The sequence below is a fragment of the Spirosoma lacussanchae genome (assembly GCF_005870035.1).
GTDB lineage: Bacteria > Bacteroidota > Bacteroidia > Cytophagales > Spirosomataceae > Spirosoma > Spirosoma lacussanchae.
In genome coordinates this window covers 13,210-34,262 of sequence record NZ_SWJG01000011.1, presented here as the reverse complement: position 1 = coordinate 34,262, position 21,053 = coordinate 13,210, and the positions used below count along the sequence as shown (strand labels likewise).

General features: G+C 54.7%; 19 protein-coding genes and 1 tRNA gene. 13 read left to right on the top strand and 7 right to left on the bottom strand.

The features are described 5' to 3' along the window. Positions 1 to 51 precede the first annotated feature (51 nt). The 12 genes from FBR45_RS24080 to FBR45_RS24025 all read left to right on the top strand — a co-directional run bounded on the left by FBR45_RS24080 (position 52) and on the right by FBR45_RS24025 (position 12,700). Positions 52 to 303, top strand: coding sequence for a hypothetical protein (locus FBR45_RS24080; protein ID WP_077922175.1), 252 nt, complete (start codon positions 52 to 54; stop codon positions 301 to 303). A 194-nt stretch (positions 304 to 497) separates the two neighbouring features. Then, positions 498 to 1,571: an NAD-dependent epimerase/dehydratase family protein gene (locus FBR45_RS24075; RefSeq protein ID WP_077922174.1), complete on the top strand. Its 1,074-nt coding sequence runs from the start codon at positions 498 to 500 to the stop codon at positions 1,569 to 1,571. Between the two features lie 52 nt (positions 1,572 to 1,623). Continuing rightward, on the top strand, positions 1,624 to 2,592 hold the full coding sequence (locus tag FBR45_RS24070; RefSeq protein WP_138507043.1) for a GDP-mannose 4,6-dehydratase: 969 nt from the start codon (positions 1,624 to 1,626) through the stop codon (positions 2,590 to 2,592). After that, positions 2,589 to 4,106 carry a hypothetical protein gene (locus tag FBR45_RS24065; protein ID WP_138507042.1) on the top strand — a complete coding sequence of 506 codons (1,518 nt, stop codon included), beginning with the start codon at positions 2,589 to 2,591 and terminating at the stop codon, positions 4,104 to 4,106. Before FBR45_RS24070 ends, FBR45_RS24065 begins: the two co-directional genes overlap by 4 nt. Continuing rightward, positions 4,072 to 5,076 (top strand): glycosyltransferase family 2 protein, encoded by a 1,005-nt coding sequence (locus FBR45_RS24060; RefSeq protein WP_138507041.1) that lies wholly within the window; start codon positions 4,072 to 4,074, stop codon positions 5,074 to 5,076. The genes FBR45_RS24065 and FBR45_RS24060 overlap by 35 nt, the downstream gene beginning before the upstream one ends. Positions 5,077 to 5,143: 67 nt before the next feature. Then, a complete protein-coding gene (gene asnB / locus FBR45_RS24055; protein WP_138507040.1) occupies positions 5,144 to 7,033 on the top strand; it encodes an asparagine synthase (glutamine-hydrolyzing) in 1,890 nt (629 codons plus the stop codon). Positions 7,034 to 7,135: 102 nt separating this feature from the next. After that, positions 7,136 to 8,086, top strand: coding sequence for a glycoside hydrolase family protein (locus FBR45_RS24050; protein WP_138507039.1), 951 nt, complete (start codon positions 7,136 to 7,138; stop codon positions 8,084 to 8,086). Between the two features lie 126 nt (positions 8,087 to 8,212). Beyond that, positions 8,213 to 9,025: a hypothetical protein gene (locus tag FBR45_RS24045; RefSeq protein ID WP_138507038.1), complete on the top strand. Its 813-nt coding sequence runs from the start codon at positions 8,213 to 8,215 to the stop codon at positions 9,023 to 9,025. Further along, the gene (locus tag FBR45_RS24040; protein ID WP_138507037.1) at positions 9,025 to 9,990 is read left to right on the top strand and encodes a glycosyltransferase family 2 protein; all 966 of its coding nucleotides are present in this window, start codon (positions 9,025 to 9,027) and stop codon (positions 9,988 to 9,990) included. Before FBR45_RS24045 ends, FBR45_RS24040 begins: the two co-directional genes overlap by 1 nt. A 75-nt stretch (positions 9,991 to 10,065) precedes the next feature. Continuing rightward, positions 10,066 to 10,851, top strand: a complete 786-nt coding sequence (locus tag FBR45_RS24035; protein ID WP_077922166.1) for a TauD/TfdA family dioxygenase — start codon at positions 10,066 to 10,068, stop codon at positions 10,849 to 10,851. Between the two features lie 73 nt (positions 10,852 to 10,924). After that, positions 10,925 to 11,893, top strand: coding sequence for an aldo/keto reductase (locus FBR45_RS24030; protein ID WP_138507036.1), 969 nt, complete (start codon positions 10,925 to 10,927; stop codon positions 11,891 to 11,893). A 39-nt stretch (positions 11,894 to 11,932) separates the two neighbouring features. After that, positions 11,933 to 12,700, top strand: coding sequence for a glycosyltransferase family 2 protein (locus FBR45_RS24025; RefSeq protein WP_138507035.1), 768 nt, complete (start codon positions 11,933 to 11,935; stop codon positions 12,698 to 12,700). Between the two features lie 21 nt (positions 12,701 to 12,721). Here the strand turns inward: FBR45_RS24025 and FBR45_RS24020 are convergent, their stop codons facing one another. Beyond that, positions 12,722 to 13,168 (bottom strand): hypothetical protein, encoded by a 447-nt coding sequence (locus tag FBR45_RS24020; protein WP_077922163.1) that lies wholly within the window; start codon positions 13,166 to 13,168, stop codon positions 12,722 to 12,724. Positions 13,169 to 13,246: 78 nt separating this feature from the next. Here FBR45_RS24020 and FBR45_RS24015 point away from each other — a divergent pair, with 78 nt between their 5' ends. Further along, positions 13,247 to 14,209 carry a YheT family hydrolase gene (locus FBR45_RS24015; protein WP_138507034.1) on the top strand — a complete coding sequence of 321 codons (963 nt, stop codon included), beginning with the start codon at positions 13,247 to 13,249 and terminating at the stop codon, positions 14,207 to 14,209. On the opposite strand, the gene FBR45_RS24010 is transcribed toward FBR45_RS24015, so the two are convergent. From FBR45_RS24010 to FBR45_RS23985, 6 genes are all read right to left on the bottom strand, one after another. Next, positions 14,206 to 15,084, bottom strand: coding sequence for a MerR family transcriptional regulator (locus FBR45_RS24010; protein ID WP_077922162.1), 879 nt, complete (start codon positions 15,082 to 15,084; stop codon positions 14,206 to 14,208). The two genes, FBR45_RS24015 and FBR45_RS24010, sit on opposite strands and share 4 nt — an antisense overlap. Before the next feature lie 190 nt (positions 15,085 to 15,274). Beyond that, the gene (locus FBR45_RS24005) at positions 15,275 to 15,937 is read right to left on the bottom strand and encodes a carotenoid biosynthesis protein (protein WP_138507033.1); all 663 of its coding nucleotides are present in this window, start codon (positions 15,935 to 15,937) and stop codon (positions 15,275 to 15,277) included. A 77-nt stretch (positions 15,938 to 16,014) separates the two neighbouring features. After that, a tRNA-His gene (locus tag FBR45_RS24000) sits at positions 16,015 to 16,090 on the bottom strand. A gap of 109 nt (positions 16,091 to 16,199) precedes the next feature. After that, a complete protein-coding gene (locus tag FBR45_RS23995) occupies positions 16,200 to 16,814 on the bottom strand; it encodes a superoxide dismutase (RefSeq protein WP_077922160.1) in 615 nt (204 codons plus the stop codon). Positions 16,815 to 16,870: 56 nt separating this feature from the next. Continuing rightward, entirely contained in the window at positions 16,871 to 17,305 is a 435-nt protein-coding gene (locus FBR45_RS23990; protein ID WP_138507032.1) for a nucleoside deaminase, read from the bottom strand. Positions 17,306 to 17,357: 52 nt separating this feature from the next. Beyond that, complete coding sequence (locus tag FBR45_RS23985; RefSeq protein ID WP_138507031.1) at positions 17,358 to 21,023, bottom strand: Ig-like domain-containing protein; 3,666 nt, start codon at positions 21,021 to 21,023, stop codon at positions 17,358 to 17,360. Positions 21,024 to 21,053 lie beyond the last annotated feature (30 nt).

The following is a 21,053-nucleotide window of genomic DNA, read 5'->3' as shown; positions in this document are numbered from 1 at the left end:
CACTAACCAGTAATCACTAATTTTGCTGAATCAATTCGTAATCAAGTGACTATGAAACGCGTAACGAGTGTAGTAGTATTGGCCGTGTCGATCCTGTCGCTGGCTTCGTGTGACTACCAGAAATATAACACCATTCGGCAGTCGGATTACCGCCAGAACGATCCCTACGTATACGGTCCCGGAAAAGACTCGGCGGCTGTTCAGTCAAAATATAAGTATACGCCCAACCCGGCTCTGGAAGGACGGACCCAAAAAATCCGTGAGAAGCTGTTCGGAGCGGGTACGATTGGCGAAGGCGCGTAGTTACTCAATTTATTAAATGGCACGCAGGCGACAGGCTGATTTCTCACAGATCAGCCTGTCGCTTTTGTTTTGCCTGTACGGTTGCTAAATATCCTTGTGCTGAATTGTAAATTTTCCGTTACTTTGTCCGGTAAAGCACGGCTAACAATAGGACTTTTCGGTTAGCTTTTTCGGTAAATGCATCAGAATACACCATGAATATTGCATTAGTCACGGGTTCGGCCGGTTTAATCGGCAGTGAGGCAGTTGCATTTTTCGCCGACAAGTTCGATCTCGTCGTTGGCGTAGACAACAACATGCGGCAGTACTTCTTCGGAGCAGATGGCTCTACGGAATGGAACCGCAATCGCCTGTCAGAAACATACAAGAACTATCAGCATCGCGCGGCTGATATTCGGGAGGTGGCGCAGCTGGAAACTATTTTCCAGGAATACGGGACCGACATCAAGCTGGTACTGCACACCGCAGCGCAACCCAGCCACGACTGGGCCGCCCGCGAGCCATTTACTGATTTTGGCGTCAACGCAGTGGGAACTGTCAATCTGCTCGAGATGACCCGCCTGCACTGCCCCGAAGCCGTTTTTATCTTCACATCGACCAACAAGGTCTACGGCGATAATCCGAACTTCCTGCCGCTGATCGAGACCGAGACGCGTTGGGAAATCGATCAGAATCACCCCTATTTCCAGAACGGGATCGACGAGCACATGAGCCTCGATCATACCAAACACTCCATATTTGGCGCCAGCAAAGTGGCCGCCGATATTATGGTGCAGGAGTATGGTCGCTACTTCGGTATGAAGACGGCCGTGTTCCGGGGCGGTTGCCTGACGGGGCCTAATCACTCGGGTGCGCAGCTCCATGGCTTCCTGTCCTACCTGATGAAATGCGTCATCACCGGCAACCAGTATACCATCTTCGGTTACAAGGGGAAACAGGTTCGTGATAACATTCACAGTTGGGATTTGGTTAATATGTTCTGGCATTTCTATCAGAACCCCAGACCAGGCGAGGTATATAACGCCGGTGGCGGTCGTTACGCCAATTGCTCGATGCTCGAAGCCATTGCGCTCTGTGAAGAAATCTCAGGCAACAAGATGAACTACCAGTATTCGGATACGAACCGTTCGGGCGATCATATCTGGTATATTTCAGACCTTACCAAATTTAAACAACACTATCCTGGCTGGGACTGGACCTTCGATCTACGCGAAACGATGACCCAGATTCACGATAGTATGGTGGCTCGGCTGAGCATACCTACCTAACTGATTGGGGAACCGAAAACCGTAAACGGTTGCCCCGCCCGAGAGACAACACATGACACGTTCTGCCCAACTTTTAGTGACGGGATGCGCAGGTTTCATTGGCAGCCACTTGACCGAACGGCTGCTCGGCAGCGGATACCGGGTAATTGGCGTCGATAACTTCGATTCGTTTTACGAACGCTCTGTTAAAGAACGAAACCTGTCGACCGTTCTGAACCACGAGGCTTTCACGTTCATTGAAGCTGACATTCGTGACCGGGACTGGCTGACGCAACTGGGTTCCGGTATTGACGCGGTCATTCATATTGCGGCCAAAGCCGGTGTTCGGCCATCTATCGAACAGCCCGCCGATTATATCAGTACCAACATTGCCGGTACCAATAATCTGCTGGACTGGATGCGGGAGCAGCAGGTAGGCAAAATGGTGTTCGCATCGTCGTCGTCGGTGTACGGGAATAATGAGAAAATTCCGTTTAGCGAAACCGACACCGTAGACGAACCCATCTCGCCTTACGCCTTTACCAAGCGGTCGTGTGAGTTGTTGACGCATAACTACCACCATCTGTACGGGATGGGCGTGGTTAACCTGCGGTTCTTTACGGTATACGGAGAACGGCAACGGCCTGATCTGGCGATTCATAAGTTTGTCCGCATGATAGCCGCCGACCAGCCGATTCCTATGTTTGGTCAGGGCGATACCTCACGCGATTATACGTACGTAAGCGACACGGTCGATGGAATTGTGGCTGCGCTGGCTTATCTTGACACCCATCCTCGGGCCTATGAGATTATAAACCTCGGTAATAACAGCCCCGTTACGCTGCAAACGCTGGTAACAACGTTGTACCGATTGATGAACAAACCCCCTCAGGTTCAGCACCTGCCCAAACAACCCGGCGACGTGGAGCGTACCTACGCCGACGTGTCGAGGGCGGCTGAACTATTGGGGTATCAACCAAAAATTACTCTTGAAGAAGGATTAAGTCGATTCGTAACCTGGTATAAAACCGTATACACATGATGGCGCGCTCACGGCTCCGTCCGTCTTCGTCCCGATTGTACTGGCTGGCCCTGGCCCTCGTGGTAAAAGGGCTGTTTTTCTGTTGGTATCTGACACAGACCTACAAACATGACATAGACGGATTCTGGGGGCAGAGCAATGGCGACATGATGACGTATATACAGCCCGTTGAGGAGCTGTTGTTGCATCATGGCTTTAAAACCGATGATCGGATGCCGGGCTACTCGGGCGTCTATCTGGCGTTCCGGCTGCTGTTCAGTCCGGCCGTAGCCTGTAATATCATCATCGTGCTTCAGCTGCTGCTGGCGGTGGTATCGGTATACGCACTTGGGTTGGTAGCACGGGACCTGTTCCAGTCGGAGCGAGCCTTCTATTGGGCGTATTTTATCTACCTGTTCAGCCCGTTCGCCAGCGTTTTCGACGGCTATTTCCTGACCGAGAGCTTTGCTGCGTCGGTATCGATCTTTTTTCTGTATGCCTGGATTCGGTTCGAGCAAAACCCTGACCGGCGGCTACCGTTGCTGGTAGCCGGGGCGTGGCTGACCTGGTCTGTTTTCCTGAAGCCAGCCCACCTGCCCCTACTAGCCATTCCGGTTGCGGTCTGGACGATACGCTGGCTGCGGGGGCGTCTGGTATTTCGGCAGCTGGCCCGCTATAGTTTTACGTTTTTACTGCCGTTTCTGATTGTTGATGGCGCCTGGATGGTACGTAACTACCGGCAGTACGGCGAAGTAATACCCCTGCTGAAAAACCCGTGGTATGCCAATACGTTCTGGCCTACCAACTACTTCGATATGGTTGCGTTCTGCCAGACCTACGGCGAAGATTTCGCGTTCTGGTTTCCGAATACCGATCTGCGGTGGCTGATGGGCTGGGGCAACAACCGGTACCTGCCGCCCCTGCGCTGGTACGTCGACGAGCAGCTTGGCCCGCCCCCTGCTTACGTATATACCAGCAAGTTTAACCGCGACTCAATGATTCAGATCAGGGAGTTGTACTTTGAGCTGGGTAACAATCCGAATATTGACTCGCTGCGGAAACAGATGCTCGAAAGTCAGGTCCGGGCCAAACTGGGGCGGTATACCCGCTCCGTTCGGGAGGATAACCCGCTGGTGTACTACGTCTGGTCGCCGGTGCGCTACCTGTTCACGTTCTTGCACGGTACCTGGGGTTACTCGTTTCTGGACGACATGATACCGGCGCACTGGCCCCGGTTGCTGCTGCGGCTGTATCATTATGCACTGGTGCTGATCCCGGGTCTGATTGGACTCGTACTGCTGCTTCGGCGCGGCTGGCGTAAAAATGATATACTTTTGTTTTTGCCAATGGCACTGGGCTACTGTGTCTTTGTCTATGCGTTTGCCCTGCGTCACGCCGAAACCCGTTATCTGGTTCCGTTTTATCCGTTTCTAGTACTTAGTGCCGTATCCGTATTCACAGCCATCAGGTCCCGGCGACCTACTCAACAACCCAGTTTGTATGACCTATCTTTCCGTCATAGTGCCGATTTATAATGAATCGAAGAGTATCCCTATCCTGTTCGACACGCTCGAAAGTGCGATAGGGCAGTACGACTATGAAATTATTGCTGTAAACGATGGCTCGAAAGACGATTCGCTGGACCAGCTTCGGGCCGTCTGTGCGCGCAATCCACGGGTGAAGGCCATTAATTTCAAGCGTAATTTCGGACAAACGGCCGCGATCAATGCGGGCATTCAGCACGCGTCGGGCGAGGTGATCGTACTCATCGACAGCGATCTGGAGAACGACCCGAATGATATTCCCAACCTGATTGCCCGGCTCGACGAGGGCTATGATGTGGTCAGCGGGTGGCGGCAAAATCGCTGGAAAAATGAATTCCTCACGCGTAAGCTACCCTCTATGACCGCCAACAAGCTGATCAGCTCGATCTCGGGCGTTCGGCTGCACGACTACGGCTGTACCCTCAAAGCCTACCGCCGGGAGGTGATCAAAGACGTAACCCTCTATGGGCAGATGCACCGGTTCATTCCGGTTTACTGCGCCTGGCAGGGCGGGCGAGTCACCGAGCAGCCCGTCAACTACCAGCCGCGCCGGTTCGGGAAAAGCAACTACGGCATTTTTCGGACTTACAAAGTGTTGCTCGATCTGGTGCTGATCAAATTCCTGGAGAAATACATGCAGCGGCCCATCCACTTTTTTGGCGGGGCCGGTATTCTGGCGTTTCTGGTTGCCTTCGTGGCAACCTTACTGGCTACCTATTTCAAGATAACCGGCGAGAAAGACCTGGTCGAAACGCCACTGCCAACCATTGCGTCGATGTTCTTCATTGTAGGTATTCAGCTCATTCTGATGGGCGTAATGGCCGAAATACTGATGCGGACGTATTACGAGTCGCAGCACAAGACAACCTATACCGTTAAGGAGCTGATCAACTTCGACGCGCCGGAAGAAGCTTATACGGGCCGTTCTGATGCGCAGTCGGAGCGGGTTCGGATGCGGTAAAACGTAAAACCATAACGCCGGAGCCGCGCCACGAGCGCCTGGGCTCCGGTCTTGACTCATAACGACTATGTGTGGAATAGCGGGATTTAGCGGGCGGGGCACAGAAGATGACCTGTTGCGGATGATTCGGCAACTGAAGCACCGTGGGCCCGATTTTCAGGGTGGTTGGTGGCAACCCGGCCGGTTCGATGCCGCCGTTGGGTTAGGGCATGCCCGGCTTAGCATCATTGACCTGAGCTCAGGCGCTAACCAGCCTTTTTTCAATGCCGACCAGACTATCGGTATCGTCTTCAACGGCGAGATTTATAACTACCTCAGCCTAAAAGAAGAGCTGCAGCAGTCCGGAAAATATACGTTCCGGACAACTTCCGATACGGAAGTGCTGCTTTATCTGTATGAGGAATACGGCGAAGACCTGTTCGGGAAAATCAACGGCATGTTTGCCTTTGCGATCTACGACTTCCGGACCGGCAAAACGCTGCTGGCCCGCGACCGCATGGGCAAAAAGCCGCTGCATTACAGCATCAAAGGAGATACGCTTATCTACGGTTCGGAGCCGAAATCGTTGCTGCAGCACCCGCTCGTGTCTAAAACGATCAGCCCCGATGCGTTGAACGCCTACCTGACGTTCGAGTACGTACCAACGCCGTACAGCATCTACCAGGATATTCAGAAACTCGAACCCGGCCATTACCTGCTATTCGAGAAGGGCCAGGTTACGGCCCGCAAACCGTTCTGGACGGTGCAGTTCAACCACCAGCCCATTACGTTCGAGACGGCCCTGAACCGGTTCGATGAGTTGCTCAACGACGCTACGGCGTCGCGGCTGGTGGCCGATGTGCCGCTGGGCGTGTTTCTGAGCGGTGGGCTGGACAGCTCAACCATTGCGTACTACGCCCAGAAAAACAGCGACAGACCCATCCAGACGTTTTCGATCGGCTTCAAGGAAAAATCGTACGACGAAGCCGACTATGCCCGGGCCGTGGCCAAACACCTGGGTACCGACCACCACGAGAAGGTGCTGACCGCCCGCGATTCGCTCGATCTGCTGCCCGGTATCGCTACCGAGCTCGACGAGCCGTTTGCCGACGCATCGATTATTCCGACCTATCTGCTGTCGCAGTTTACCCGCGAGCAAGTGACCGTAGCGCTGGGGGGCGACGGCAGCGACGAACTGTTGGCCGGTTATCCAACCTTTACGTCTGATTACGTACGGGGTGTATACGGGCGGATGCCTAAGCTGATGCACTCGCTGGCCAATCGCGTGGCCGAGCTGATACCCGTCAGCGATAATAACATCAGCCTTGATTTTAAAGCCAAACAGTTTCTGAAAGGATTTCAGGAGAAACCGGCCTATACGCATACGTTATGGCTGGGTAGCTTCTCGCCGGCTCAGAAACGATCGTTGCTCAGTGCCGATGTGCTGGCCCGGCTAACCGACCGAACGGGCCTGGGCCTGATCGATAAGCACCTGGCCAATCTGCCCGCGTCTACCAGCGCCTTTGATCAGACGTCGTATATCTATTACATGACGTACCTGCTCGATGATATTCTGGTAAAGGTTGACCGGGCCAGTATGTATAACTCGCTCGAAGTACGCGCGCCCTTTCTCGATTACCGGATCGTTGATTTTGCCAACAGCCTGCCTGAGTCGTTCAAGCGGAAAGGGCTATCCGGTAAATACATCCTGAAAGCCCTGATGCGCAACAAGATTCCGAACGAGATCATCGACCGGCCCAAAAAAGGATTCGGTATTCCGCTCTCGCAGTGGCTCCGGAACGAACTGAAGCCCCTCTGCAACGAGTTGCTCTCCGACGCGTCGTTGCAGCAGCACGGTCTGTTCGACCCCGCTTACGTTCGGCAGCTTCAGCAGGAGCACTATGCCGGCAAACAAAATCATCGCAAACTGCTCTGGACCCTAATGGTTTTCCAGCAGTGGTACCAGCATTACCATTAAATCCGGTCAGAAAAGGTGAACAATCAGCCCGGCCCGTTGCTTCTGCTACTGGGCCCGCCCGGTTCATCGCCCCTGGCTCGGCTTCAGCAACCAGTAATACACATGAATTGGAAAAAACAAGGTCTCGTTTACAAACCAGCTGGTGATCAGCCGTTCAGCCGGACTCACGCTCAGGTACCATTTGGTTATCCGCTCCAGGATAAACTACGAGTTTATTTCTCGACCCGCGATGAGAATGCATCCTCATCGACCTCCTTTGTAGAACTCGACCCCGACAATCTCTCAACGGTTACGTATGTTCATGACAAAGCCTGCCTGAGCAAAGGCGCAGTAGGTATGTTTGACGAAGCCGGAACGATGCCATCCTGGTTTGTGCCGGTTACGAACGAAGCGGGTGAAGACGAAATCTGGCTTTATTATACGGGCTGGAACAAAAGCGAAACTGCCAGCTACCGCCTGGGTATCGGCCTGGCCATCAGCCGCGATGGTGGGCTGACGTTTGAGCGTAAATATACCGGGCCGCTGCTCGACCGGTCTATCTACGACCAGGTGTGGGTAGCGCAGCCCTGCGTGATCCGCGAAGGCGATATATGGCGCATGTGGTACCTGTCGTGTACCAAAATTGAAGTGATTGACGGGCATCCCGAGCCGTTCTATGACGTGAAATATGCTGAATCGAAAGACGGTCTCAAGTGGGAGCGTACCGGGCATGTCTGCGTGGGGTACGATGACTTCACCGACGCCATCGGCCGGCCCACGGTATTTCGCGACGGCGACCTCTACCGCATGTATTTCTCCTACCGCAGCGCCACGAACTACCGGACCGACGTGCAGCGTAGCTACCGGATTGGCTGTGCCGAATCGAAAGACGGGCTGACCTGGACCCGTACCGACGACCAGGCCGGTATTGAACGCTCGGCCGAGGGCTGGGACTCGCTGATGATGGACTACTGTCACATCTTCCCGCACCGCGATCAGCTGGTTATGCTGTATAACGGCAACGGCTTCGGCGCGTCTGGATTTGGTTATGCGGTTAATCAGCCCGAACCATGAGCTGGGTCAGCGCGTTAACCCAACTGGTCAGACTAGTTTTACACGTCTCCATTGGCTAAGAAACCGCCCAGCGTCTGGGTTTTCGACAAGTTGACCGTTAAATTGCCTACAACATCCTAATACACTATGCAGGAAGTAGCTAAATACATCATCAAGGTAAACGCCGAAGTTAAGGACGGACAGATCGTACCCGAAATTCCGTTCGACGAAGTGATGCGGCTGGTGAACGAACCAAACATCGTCATCATTAAGACAGGCCTTCCACAAGCAGCCTTATCGGCCGTTATCGAGCAAACCCGCCAGTGGGCCGCTCAGACGCCCCTGGCCGAAGGTCCTGATACGTTTGACAACAACCAGCACAAACAGCGGCTGCATATTGCCAAGATTCAAAAGGCTCCGCAGCTATTCCACGATCATACGTTCGATGCCATTCTGGACCTCGAGGCCCCGTTCAAAGAAACCCTGCTGAACGTATTCGATCCGGTGCGTGGCTTCTGGAACGACATGACCGGCAACAACGAAGCGTTCGGCATCCGGCGCGGACAGCCGTATTTCCACCCGCAGGTTACCCACTACCCGCTGGGCGGCAGCTTCTTCGGCCGGCACTGGCACCCGCTCAACCCGCAGAAAGTGGGTATGATTCTGGCACTGAACCAGTACGGTAAGGATTATACCTCGGGCGGTACGGGTTATGTGATCAACGACCATATCGTTGAAACCGAAGGATACCAAGACATGGGTGATATGATCCTGTTCCGATACGACCTGCCCCACTGGGTTAGTCCGTCGAGCTTTGCCGACCGGTTTAGCTGGGAAGATCCGGCCGGGCGCTGGGTGGCTATCCTTCCTTTCTACGATCCATGGGGTACGCCTGCCGATAACGAAGAGCCGCAGGGCTGGAAGAAACAAATTACACAGGCGAAAGAAGTAGCCGTTTAATGAAAGTCAGCGTTCTCATTATTACCTATAACCAGAAGCGGTTCATCCGAAAAGCGATTGATAGCGCACTGGCTCAACAAACATCGTTTCCTATCGAAATACTGGTGGGCGATGACTTTTCGAATGATGGAACGCGAGACATCATCCGGGAGTACGAACAGAACCATCCGGGCCTGGTAATCGGGATATTGCACCCACGCAACATGGGTAAAAACGGGGGTATCAACTTCCTGGAAACGCTGAAACGGGCCCGGGGCGAATACTACGCGTTGATGGATGGCGACGACTATTGGACTGATCCGCTGAAACTGCAGAAACAGGCCGATTTTCTGGATGCCCACCCTGATTACTCGATGGTGTTTCATAACGCGCTGATTACGTACGAAGACGGCACACCCGAACACGTACTGAACGGGCCCGACACGAAACCGTTTTTTACGGTCGATGACCTGATTGGCGAAGACGAGATCTGGTTCATGGCTACCTCCAGCACCATGTACCGGAACAGTATACGGGAGTATCCGGCCTGGTTCAGCGAGTCCGTTAGTGGCGACATTCCACGGCTCATTCTGAAAGCGAAACAGGGCAAGATCGGGTATCTGCCCGATCTGATGTCGGTATACCGGAAAAATCAGGGTGGTACCAGTTTCACCGACCGGTACGACAACGAAGTGTTCCTGCGTAACCGAATTGCTATGTACGAAAGCATCAACCGCGAACTGAACTACCAGTATGACCGGAAGCTGCAGCGGAACATAGCCCGGTACTACAAGATGATGCTAAACGCCGAACGGTACCGCCATTCGTACTCGGCCCGTTTGCCCATCGTCGGTAAGTACATAAGGCTGGCCCGACCCGGCTGGCGTGAGGTGAAAGACATGATTCGCGATTACGTGCTGCCCCCGGCGGTAGCGCGTACCTACAGCAAAGTGGCTCTCGGTTTATACCGGATTCTAAATAATTAAGCGTACGTCAGTCGCTTTTTGGTTGTCAATTGGTTGATTAGTACCTTGTAAACAGATTTTAAACGTCAGGACGCTATGAATTTTTTCAAGCAGGTTACCTACACTACGCTCGACGAGACCATACAGAACGTGAAAGAAGCCGTTCTGAACAATAGAGTGGTGCATCTGGCCGGGTTCAAAGAAGAATTGCCCGTACATGATTTCTACAGCCGCCTTTCCGAAACCATCGGAAAAATCCATGCGGCCGATGAAGACATCAAAACGGGTCAGCAGACCGGCAACCGTTGGATCGACATCACTTACGATCCGCAGATTCCGGATCGCTACCGGTCGAGCAACACGCGCCAGCCCCTGCATACCGACGACTCGTACGTAGAGCTGTACGGCGAAGAGGCCGTTAACTTCTTCTACTGCGCATCGCGGGCCAAAATTGGTGGAGCCACTACCTTCTTCGAGCTGGACGAACTGGTCGAGTGCCTCAAACTCGACGGTGAAGATACCCTGCTCGACGAACTGCTGCGTACCGACGTTGTCCACGAAAAAGGGGGCAGCCGCAAAGTGCGCAAGATTATCGATAAGGACGAAGAAGGCTATCTGGCCAACTACAATTACTACTGTATCTCGAAAGAAGAAAACAGCCCCGAAGTGCTGGATCTGGTCGAGCGGTTCCAGAATTTCATGGAGTCACGCGTTCATAATGCCGGTCTGGTCATGCCGCTGCAGTTGCAGAAAGGGGAGGCTGTGTTCTTCCACGATGACCGGGTGCTGCATGGACGTAACGCGTTCTTTGCCGAGTTCCCCGGCCAGCGTAGCCTGATTAAAGGTAAAATCATCCTGACACCAGCTACCGAAACGGTATAAATTCGCTTTTTCGTTTCAGCAGGTCGGGCCGTATGAAGATTGTTCATACGGCCCGACCTGCTGAAACATGTATATGAGCAATCAACAAACCAACAGATACGGCTCGCGTATTGGCCTGGGTACCTGGCAGTTTGGCGGGCCCAACGTGCAGAGCGGACGCGCTACGGGCTGGGGCGACATTGACGAAACGGCGGCTGTTCAAACGGTTCATGCCGCGCTGGAACAGGGCGTTCGCTTCTTCGATACGGCCGATAGCTACGGCGCCGGTCAGTCGGAACGCTTTCTGAAACGGGCACTCGCCAATCGACCCGACGCCATCATCTGCACCAAGTTTGGCAACGTACTGACTCCCGCCAGTCAGCCCCAGGATTTTAGCCCGGCCTACCTGCACAAAGCGGTTGAGGACAGCCTCGACCGGCTGGGCCGCGACCGGCTCGACGTCCTGTTGCTGCATAGTCCTCCCGACAACTTCGACTGGTCAGCGTACGACCCAGCTCCCTTCGATCAGCTCATACAGGCCGGTAAGATCGGTGCGTACGGCGTCAGCTCAAAAAGCGTATACGGAGCTCGTCGGGTCATGGAAGCCGGATTCGGCTCGGTGCTGGAGGTGATCTACAACGCCCTCGACCGGCGGGCCGAAACGGTGTTGTTCAATACCTCCGAAGCCGGTTCATACACCTTTATCGGTCGCGTGCCGCTGGCATCGGGTTTCCTGAATCCCGCTTACCTGACGCAGGAGCCTAGCTTCCCACCCGATCAGTACCGCCACTATTTACCCGACCGCGACCGTAACTGGCTGCTTACGTCGGTCCGGAGCCTGGCCTTTCTGGAGGAGCTACCCGGTGGACTGGCTACGTCGGCGCTGCGCTTCTGCCTGTCGAACGAGGCCGTATCAGTCATTATTCCGGGTGCGCGCAACGCTCATCAGGTAGCCGCCAACTGTGCGGCCGAGGCTCTGGGGCCACTGCCCAACGATATACTGGCGCGAATACGGGAGGCCGTACCCGATGTGCCTGATCACTGGAAACCGGCTGTACACTAAACGAGACTTAGAGCGGGGACCTGCCCGCGCCCGACTGTTATGAAATTAAGCGTCGTCATACCGGCTTATAATGAAGAGGAATCACTGCCACCAACTCTCCGGGCGTTGTACCAGACGCTGGCCAAACACGGGATTCCGCATGAAATATGCGTAACCAACGATAACTCGAAAGATGGTACGCTCCGGGTGCTGCAGGAGCTGGCAGCCACCGAGATTCCCACGCTGGTTTATTTTACCAACCCGGGCCCCAATGGGTTTGGCTATGCGGTACGATACGGACTGGAACGCTTCACCGGCGACTGCGTTGCTGTTTTCATGGCCGACCTCTCCGACGATCCGGAAGATCTGGTCAAGTTCTATAACAAAATGCGCGAAACAGGCGTCGATGCGGTTTTCGGCTCGCGCTGGGGCCGCGATGGAAAGGTAATCGATTACCCGGCGCTGAAGAAAGTCATCAACCGCGTAGCCAACTTTATCGTGAAGGTGGTAATGGGTATTCAGTACAATGACACCACCAACGCCTTCAAGCTTTATAAGCGCGAGACGATAGAAGGAGTTAAACCGTTTCTATCTCCGCACTTCAACCTAACCGTCGAGCTACCCCTAAAAGCCATCGTGCGCGGGTATAGCTATGCCGTTGTTCCCAACAGCTGGACCAATCGTAAGTACGGGGAGTCGAAGCTGAAGATCAAGGAGATGGGCAGTCGCTATTTCTTTATTCTGATGTATTGCCTGATCGAGAAGTACTTTTCGAGGGGCGATTTCCGGAAGAAGACGAGTACCGCTCCGCAAACCGTTAGCCGGTAGGCCGCTCCTGAACGAAGTCGTTTATCGCTTGAAGAACTCCTGCGCGCCCGGTATCTGGTAGAGCGCCAGCGTCTGAACACAGGCCCACAAAACGGCACTGCCGAGCATATAGAGCAGGATCTGACCTCGCCCCAGGCGGAACGAAACGGCCAGGGCTGTACCCCCAATTGGCGTCAGAATAAGCGGAGTCAGGAACGCTATACCCAGCAGGCCCGACCGTTTGTAAATACGAACCGCCAGCCGGGTCCGGCGGGTAAAGCGTTTGGGAGTTTGTTTCCGGATTCGTTGGGAGAGCAGTTGAATAGCCGCCCCCGCATACGTGATGGCAATGACGCTCAGCATCATACCAACAATGGTGCAGAGCGCCGTCTCGATCCAGCTCAGGCCCAGGGCCAGCCCGGTAAGCGGACCACCAGCAAACTTGATGGTGCTGGCAATAGCAACAGATAAGTATTTGGCAAACTGCATGCGAGTTGGTCGGTGGCGACCCCGTATGAAAAGGTGGTGCTGAAGTAAACTGCCAAATGTAGCCGTTGTTTTATCAATATGCCGATCATTTCTTCCGCTTACCCGGGTCCGCCTTCGTACCAGTATAACGGTCATCTGCAAACGGTTATCCCCAGTCTTACCCGTAGCGTGAGCGGGGTCAGCTACGAACGCGAGCGGCTTATCCTGGCCGATGGTGATTTCGTTGATCTGGACTGGCTGGATCAGGGCCAGAACCGGCTGGTCATACTGACCCACGGGCTCGAAGGCGACAGCAACCGCCAGTACATGCGTGGTATGGCCAAATTGTTCGCGCAGCATAGCTACGACGTGCTGGCCTGGAACTGCCGTTCGTGCAGTGGCGAAATGAATCAGGCTTTCCGTTTGTACAACCACGGTGAGATCGGAGATCTGGGCGAGGTGATAACCCATGCGCTGCGGACAAAGTCGTATACGCAGGTTGTACTGGTAGGCTTCAGCATGGGCGGCAATATTACCCTGAAATACTTGGGTGTGCATGGCCAGGAGTTGCCCGATGTGCTGACGAGTGGCATCGCTATTTCGTCGCCCACCGATCTGGGCGCCAGTGCGCTGCTGCTGGACCGACCCGGCAATCGGTTTTACCGAAACCGATTCATGAAGAAACTGGCCGTCAAATTAAATCAGAAAGCCGACCGCTATCCGGGTCGGCTCGATATGACAAAACTCCGGCTGGTCCGACGCTGGCGCGATTTCGATGACTATTTCTCGGCGCCCGTTAACGACTACCGCGATGCCGACGATTTCTACGAACAGGCATCGGCTGTCAATTTCATGGCTGGTATCCGTATCCCAACGCTGCTGCTGAATGCACAGAACGACCCATTACTGTCGCCTGAGTGCTCGCCCAACTGGCTGGCCCAAACCCATCCGCATATATTTCTGGAGACGCCCCGCTCTGGAGGGCATGTCGGATTTATGGTCGCCCGCGATGCGTATACGTATGCCGAACGCCGGGCGCTGGCTTTTGCCGCTGACCGTTAGTTGCCGGCAATCCGAATCAGATCTTCGATCTGGTTGATCACCGTGGCGTTCTCTGGCATGTCGATGTCCTGTCCCACAATCTGGTAGCCGGTAAATAGCAGGCTCGATTCAGGGAAGGCTTTGGCCATGCGGTCGACAAACGGCTGTACTTCGTGGTTTGAGGGTACCGACGTTATAGCCGTGAACATGTAATCGGGCTTGTGAACGTTATAGGCGAACACCAGCTCGTTGAACGGCAGGCTCTGACCGAGGTAAATTACCTTGTTGTACCGCGCCCGTATGATGTAGTTGGCAAACAGCAGGCTGATCTCGTGAAGCTCACCTTCGGGCAGAAAAAGCATATACTTTTTGCCATTGGGACGCTGCTTACTGACCTGACCGTCGATGGCGACAATGATCTTCTGCCGAATGAGGTTGGTGATGAAGTGTTCCTGAGCTGGTCCGATCGAGCCCGTCACCCAAAGTGTACCGATGCGGCTAAGAAACGGATAGATGATATGAATCATCGTATTCTCGAAGCCGAACTGCAGAATGTTGGTACTGACGATTTTCTCGAACCGCTCTTCGTCGAGATCGATCATTGAAATGGTCAGCGCGTGAATCTGATCGGGGTAGTTGAGCTGACGGTCAGAGATTTTAATCACCTCCCGGTACATATCCTCGACAGACAGCTTCGAGATTTCGGATATTTTGTAGCCGTGATCTTTCAGCAACGATATGTTCAGCACCAGCTTCAGGTCCTGATCATCGTAGGTGCGTATGTTAGTGTCGGTTCGCTTCGGCGTTATGATATTGTAACGCTGCTCCCAAATGCGCAATGTATGCGCTTTGATGCCCGACAACTGCTCTAAATCCTTGATCGAGTAATTGCTCATGATATGTGAATGCTACGGAGAGACAAATTAACGAATGGCTACCGACAGCGCGGCTACCGGAACAAGCAGTGTAAGCGCGGTTGAGAAGCTTTGAACTGAGCTGATCCCGTCGCGATAAAGTGCACAAAACCAGACCCTAATATTACTAAGAAAATCAATATAATAACAGTAATAGTTGGAGTTTGTTTAACTATTTTTTCAAAAGAATCAACAAATAGTGCGCTACGAAGAATAAGAACTGAAACCCCAGGAGCCATTTGGCAATCCTGTTTTCTTTGCGAAAGGGTAAGATAAACCATATACTGAACAATACGACCGATACAATCCACCAGCCTATGTAGTTCTGAAGCGGTACCGGCCGGTCAAACCAAGTCCAGAAGTCGAGAGAAATCGCGACCGGCTCGATGAACAGGTCGAGCAGCACCATGGTAGTGGCAGCTGCGAGCGTTTTTACGAAGGCAGCAGCAGGAAGCCGGTCCCAGACGGAACCGCAGCAATAGGAAAGGGTAAGCCAGTTCAGGCCAATGACCGGTGGTACCCGCCAGATTTGAAACCCCAGACCCCGACCGTATGCATACTGGCCGAAGATAATTCCCGTATGTACGCCCAGCACTTCAATGAAAAAACCAGTCAGGAACGCAACGAGTATGTAGACATAAAAAGAAGGGCGCCAGTCTGTATGGTAGAGCAGCAATACGATCAGCGAGCTAATCAGCGTAAGCGGACTCAGCGGCCGGAAATAGTCGGCCAGCGCCGGTAGCTGCAATCCGATAATACCGGCCAGGTAGGCCAGCAGCAGTACAGTACGTATCCTGTAATGATAGCGGGATGGTATGGGGAGACTGACTCTCATGAATGGGCAACTACCTGTACCGCCGGAAAGTTGGCCGGTGGGCATGAAAAAAGCCCTGACGAAGCAGGGCTTTAGCAGGGTGAAAGACGGGGCTCGAACCCGCGACCTTCGGAACCACAATCCGACGCTCTAACCAACTGAGCTACAATCACCGTTTTGAGACTGCAAAAATAATAAATAATGAATAATGTACAACCGATAATGAAGAATAAGTAGGCCTGTATTCGTCACCGTCTGGTGTACATTATTCATTCTCCGTTTGTTAGGCCTGTTTGCCCAGCTGATATCTTTTTTCAGCAGCGGCCCAGTCTACCACGTTGAAATAAGCCGAGATGTACTCAGGCCGGCGGTTCTGGTATTTCAGATAGTAGGCATGCTCCCAAACGTCGAGCCCAATAATGGGAAATCCTTTCGTTTCGGCGATATCCATCAACGGATTGTCCTGGTTGGGTGTTGAGGTTACCGCCAGCTGACCGTCGGCGGTTACGATGAGCCAAGCCCAGCCCGAACCGAAGCGCGTGGTAGCTGCTTTGGTGAATTCCTCTTTGAAGGCGTCGAACGAGCCGAATTTCTGATTAATCGCGTCGGCCAGTTCGCCCGTCGGCTGCCCGCCCCCGCTGCCCGAAATCGTGTTCCAGAACAGCGTATGGTTATAGTGACCACCCCCGTTGTTACGAACAGCTACCGGAGCCTGGCTTATCGAAGCCAACAGGTCTTCAATGGATTTGTTTTCGAGATCGGTGCCGGCAATCGCATTGTTCAGATTCGTCACGTAAGCATTGTGGTGCTTATCGTGGTGAATTTCCATGGTTTGCTTGTCGATATTGGGTTCCAGCGAATCACTGGGGTAGGGTAGCGGATCTAGTACAAAAGCCATTTTTAGGATACGTTAGATGGAAGTTAACTCGGTTGATTTAACAAGCCTCTTCCAAATTATGTTCTTAACCGCCGAAAAAAGTTCGTGAGCAGCTGTTCGCTTTCCTCGGCCAGAATGCCCGTTTCGAGTCGGGTTTTGGGGTGGAGGAGCGCTGGCTGAACGCGGCTGTAGCCCCGTTTCGGATCGGCAGCGCCAATGACTAACCGGCTAATCTGGGCCCAGTACAAAGCCCCGGCGCACATAACACAGGGCTCCAGGGTAACATACAGCGTACAATCGGTCAGGTATTTGCCGCCCAGCGACTGGGTAGCGGCCGTGATGGCCAGCATTTCGGCGTGGGCGGTTACGTCGTTTAGCTGCTCGGTCTGGTTTTTGCCTTTCCCGATGATCCGGTTGCGACATACTACCACGGCGCCAACGGGAATCTCACCGTCGGCAGCGGCTTCCTCAGCCAGACCAAGCGCAATTTCCATGAAATAGTCGTCCGACATAAGCGGTAAAGGGTTTCGGGTACCAGTTAGTGATTACCCGAAACCCTTTGGTTTATTGTTTAAGCAGTTTACGGACTGTTTGCCGATCGCCAACCTGAATTCGCAGGATGTACAGGCCGCTGGGCTGACTACTCATGTCGAGTTCGGTCCGGCGGGTGCGGGTGGTGGTTTCCAGAACGGACCTGCCGCGCAGATCGGTGAGTGACAGAACGGCCGGATCGCGGGTGAGGGGCAGGTCCAGCTCTACGGTGAGCGTAGGGCCGGTCGGAACCGGATAGGCTTTCACCAGCGGATCGAGCGGGTTATCGTCGATCGCCAGCAGGGGCAGTACCGTAACCCGGGCCGTACCCGAAACGGCTCCGGCGCCACAATTGTTCGAGACGCTGGTTAAGCGGTAGGTCGTTGTTCGGGCCGGACGGGCTTCTACCACCAGCGGACTTACTGACGAGGTAGTCGAGTACGACCGGATACTGTCGGCATAAACAACTGACCAGGGGCCATCGCCCCCGAGGGTGAGCGTCAGGTTGGCCGGGACTCCTTCGTAGATGCTCTGTGTACCAGCCAGGGTTCCTGATGCCAGGGCTCGTATGGTCAGGGTCGATGGGCTGTTACTACCAATGATGCCGATCTCCGGATTAGTGGCCCGTACCCGAACCAGGTATTGCCCGCCCGCCAGGGTGGTGGGTATGGGAGCGGTTATGGGCGAGCCGCCCGTTGATGCATTTAGAATGATCTTGCGCGAGGTATCGGCTACGCTGACCAGCTCGGTCTGGAACACGTTGCCGCTATTAAATGACCCACCTGTGGTAAACGGAACCACAATAGACGTGCCGGCGCATAGCGTCGAGCTGTTCAGAGTACCGGTCTGAATGGTGGGGATCCGTACCGTAACGATGGCCGTAGCGGGGTTACCCGGCAGACCGGTTCCGCAGCCGTTATTGACGTTAATGATCTGGTAGGTAGTGTTGCCTCGCGGTAATACCGATATAGTTGTGTCGGTCGTAAGCGAAGTGCCGGTAACGTTGTCGCTGAGGGTATAGCTGTACGGTCCTGAACTCGTGAAGCGCAGCCGGATTTGAGCGCGCTGCCCCAGGTTAACGTTCGGTGTCAGCGTTGTCAGCGATAGCGTCGGCACGGTGTTGACAACCACCCGAATCGTAGTCCGGGCACTGGTACAGCCGTTGGCGCCAATCTGGTAAACGTAGAAAGGGTCGCCCTCGGGCACGATGTTGGTGTTCAACGTAGGCGGAACCGGAGCCTCGGTCAGCGTCTGATCGTAGGGGTTGATCCAGCGCAGGCTTCCGCCCACTTCGGCTGTAGCCTGTAGGGGAGTGGCTTTTTCGTTGACGCAGAAAGTATACAGCGTTTTGGGAACAACGGGCAGCGGGGCCGTATTGACCGTAACGAGCAGGGTAGCGCGCGGGCCTTCGCAGTTGTTGACGGTCTGGCTCACGTTATAGGCCTGGGTGCCGGTGCGGTCGATGCTGGGGGTTGGGGCGTTGCCGAACGCATTGCCGTCGGTATTGTACCAGCGGAGATTCTGTCCGTTGGCCGTCAATGGCTGTATGTTCTGCTGAGGCTGATCGCGCTGCGCCTGGCAGTAGGTGAGGTTGGTCACGCCTGGCTGACCGGGCAGAGCGTTGATGGTTACGGTAAGCGTTGCTTTGGGCCCCTCACAGTTTTCGCCGTTCGTCTGCGACACCTTAAAGGTTTGTACCCCTACCGAGCGGGTGTCGGGCGTAGGAGCGCCACCCAGCGGATTGTCGGCTGTATCGAACCATTTCAGCCGCTCGCCCGAGGCCGTCAGCGGTTGGGCCGGTCCGTTGTTACAGAAGGCAGTCGGACTTACCCCCGGCTGGCCGGGGGTGGGCTTTACCCGCACGTTCAGGCTGGCCCGTGGCCCTTCGCAGCCGTCGAGCGTCTGACTTACGTAATACACCGTAGTGCCGACGTTGTTGCTGGTAATAGCCGGTGCCGAGGGTGATGCCGAACCACCGGTCTGGCTGGTGCCATACCAGTTGGGCGATGCTCCGCTAACCAGACTGGCGGTCAGAGCCGGTGCCGGCGAGTTCTGGCAGAACTCCAGCGAGCTGGTACCAGGTCGGTCGGGGGTGTCCTTGATCCGGATTTGTACCGAGGCCCGCTCGCTCTCGCAGCTGTTGACTGTCTGGGTTACGTAGTAAGTCTGCGTGCCAACGGCATTGCTGGCCGGAACGGTAGCCTGGGAAGAACCGGTGCCGCCGGTGGCGTTGGTCCCATACCAGCGCAGACTTTGTCCTGTGGCCGACAGGGCGGGTACGGTTTGTCCTTCGCAGTAAGGCCCCGCTGCATCTACGGAAGGCGCAACCGGAATGGGGTTGGTCGTTACGGTGATACCTATTCGACCTCCTTCGCAGCCGTTGAGCGTCTGGCTTACGTAGTAAATGACCGAACCGGTGGCGGCAACGGTGGGAGTTGGTGGAGTAGACGAAGCTGTGCCACCGGTCTGGCTGGTGCCATACCAGTTCGATGTGGCGCCCGACGCCAGGGTCACCAACGTAACCAGGTTGGGTGCCGTCCGGTTCAGACACGCAATGACCGGGCTTGTAACCCCTGGCTGAAGCGGGCGTGGTTTAGTCAGTACCCGAATAGGGGCGCGCGGACCTTCGCAGCCGTTCAGTGTCTGGCTCACGTAATAAGTGCTGGTATTGGCAACGTTTGTTGCTGGAACGGTAGCTACGCTGGTGCCCGTACCGCTGGTAGCATTAGTGCCGTACCAGTTCAGGGTAGCCCCGGAAACAGGCGTAGCTACCAGAGCCGCAACGGGCGTCTGGTTGAGGCAATAGTCGGGGGCTGCCGTGGTGGCGGGAGCATCGGGGGTGTCTCTCACCTCAACCGGAATGGCTAAACGGGTACTCTCACAGTTATTGACGGTTTGCGTTACGTAATAGTTGGTTATGCCGATTTGGTTCGTGTTCACCGGGCTGGGCGTGTTAGACGGTGTACCGGCGGTGGCGTTAGTGCCATACCAGCGCAGGTTCTGACCAACGGCCGATAAGGGCTGGGGCGTTGCTCCTTCGCAATAGGTAGCGGTGGTGGCGGTTGTGAGGGTAGGGGCTGCCGGGTACGCATTGGTGGTAACGACCAGACCCGCCCGGGGGCCTTCGCAGCCATTCACGGTCTGACTTACATAATAGGTCTGGCTGCCCACCGCCGATACCTGGGGGAGCTGGGTGGCGGTAGCTGTACCGGCAGTGGCGTTAGTACCGTACCAGTTGAGCGTACCTCCCGATGAAACTTGGGCCGATAGCGGACTGGGTGTTTGCCCCACACAGTAGCTAACCGGGTTGACTTGGGGAGCCAATGGGCGCGCCCCTACCGTCAGCGTGCCCGTTGCTGTTGAACCAATCCGAAAGGGAGCGCTCGAAACGACCCGTAATTTATAGCCCGAACCCACCGGTACATTGGCTGGAATCGAGGCATTGATAGTACCGCCGGTTGTTGTTGTCCCAACGGCAATGGAGCTGGAGAATGAACCGCTCGCGTCTGATAACTGGGCGGTAAACTGGTTCGTGGCGCTGAAACTGCCCGTTGTCGTGAAGGTGACGGTTACGGTGCCAGCCGAGCAAAGGGTCGTTGAGGTAAAGCTTGTGGTAATTGTTTGTGCCTGACTCGTAAACGAGACGCCAGCCAGACACACGCACAAAAGGAAATAACAGTAAAAAATGCGTCCTTTCATAAAAATGAATTCAAAGAAACCTTATTGATC

Excerpts from the sequence above, each read along its gene's own strand:
- FBR45_RS24080 (WP_077922175.1), top strand. The coding sequence starts at position 52 with ATGAAACGCGTAACGAGTGTAGTAGTATTGGCCGTGTCGATCCTGTCG.
- FBR45_RS24075 (WP_077922174.1), top strand. The coding sequence starts at position 498 with ATGAATATTGCATTAGTCACGGGTTCGGCCGGTTTAATCGGCAGTGAG.
- FBR45_RS24070 (WP_138507043.1), top strand. The coding sequence starts at position 1,624 with ATGACACGTTCTGCCCAACTTTTAGTGACGGGATGCGCAGGTTTCATT.
- FBR45_RS24065 (WP_138507042.1), top strand. The coding sequence starts at position 2,589 with ATGATGGCGCGCTCACGGCTCCGTCCGTCTTCGTCCCGATTGTACTGG.
- FBR45_RS24060 (WP_138507041.1), top strand. The coding sequence starts at position 4,072 with ATGACCTATCTTTCCGTCATAGTGCCGATTTATAATGAATCGAAGAGT.
- asnB (WP_138507040.1), top strand. The coding sequence starts at position 5,144 with ATGTGTGGAATAGCGGGATTTAGCGGGCGGGGCACAGAAGATGACCTG.
- FBR45_RS24050 (WP_138507039.1), top strand. The coding sequence starts at position 7,136 with ATGAATTGGAAAAAACAAGGTCTCGTTTACAAACCAGCTGGTGATCAG.
- FBR45_RS24045 (WP_138507038.1), top strand. The coding sequence starts at position 8,213 with ATGCAGGAAGTAGCTAAATACATCATCAAGGTAAACGCCGAAGTTAAG.
- FBR45_RS24040 (WP_138507037.1), top strand. The coding sequence starts at position 9,025 with ATGAAAGTCAGCGTTCTCATTATTACCTATAACCAGAAGCGGTTCATC.
- FBR45_RS24035 (WP_077922166.1), top strand. The coding sequence starts at position 10,066 with ATGAATTTTTTCAAGCAGGTTACCTACACTACGCTCGACGAGACCATA.
- FBR45_RS24030 (WP_138507036.1), top strand. The coding sequence starts at position 10,925 with ATGAGCAATCAACAAACCAACAGATACGGCTCGCGTATTGGCCTGGGT.
- FBR45_RS24025 (WP_138507035.1), top strand. The coding sequence starts at position 11,933 with ATGAAATTAAGCGTCGTCATACCGGCTTATAATGAAGAGGAATCACTG.
- FBR45_RS24020 (WP_077922163.1), bottom strand. The coding sequence starts at position 13,168 with ATGCAGTTTGCCAAATACTTATCTGTTGCTATTGCCAGCACCATCAAG.
- FBR45_RS24015 (WP_138507034.1), top strand. The coding sequence starts at position 13,247 with ATGCCGATCATTTCTTCCGCTTACCCGGGTCCGCCTTCGTACCAGTAT.
- FBR45_RS24010 (WP_077922162.1), bottom strand. The coding sequence starts at position 15,084 with ATGAGCAATTACTCGATCAAGGATTTAGAGCAGTTGTCGGGCATCAAA.
- FBR45_RS24005 (WP_138507033.1), bottom strand. The coding sequence starts at position 15,937 with ATGAGAGTCAGTCTCCCCATACCATCCCGCTATCATTACAGGATACGT.
- FBR45_RS23995 (WP_077922160.1), bottom strand. The coding sequence starts at position 16,814 with ATGGCTTTTGTACTAGATCCGCTACCCTACCCCAGTGATTCGCTGGAA.
- FBR45_RS23990 (WP_138507032.1), bottom strand. The coding sequence starts at position 17,305 with ATGTCGGACGACTATTTCATGGAAATTGCGCTTGGTCTGGCTGAGGAA.
- FBR45_RS23985 (WP_138507031.1), bottom strand. The coding sequence starts at position 21,023 with ATGAAAGGACGCATTTTTTACTGTTATTTCCTTTTGTGCGTGTGTCTG.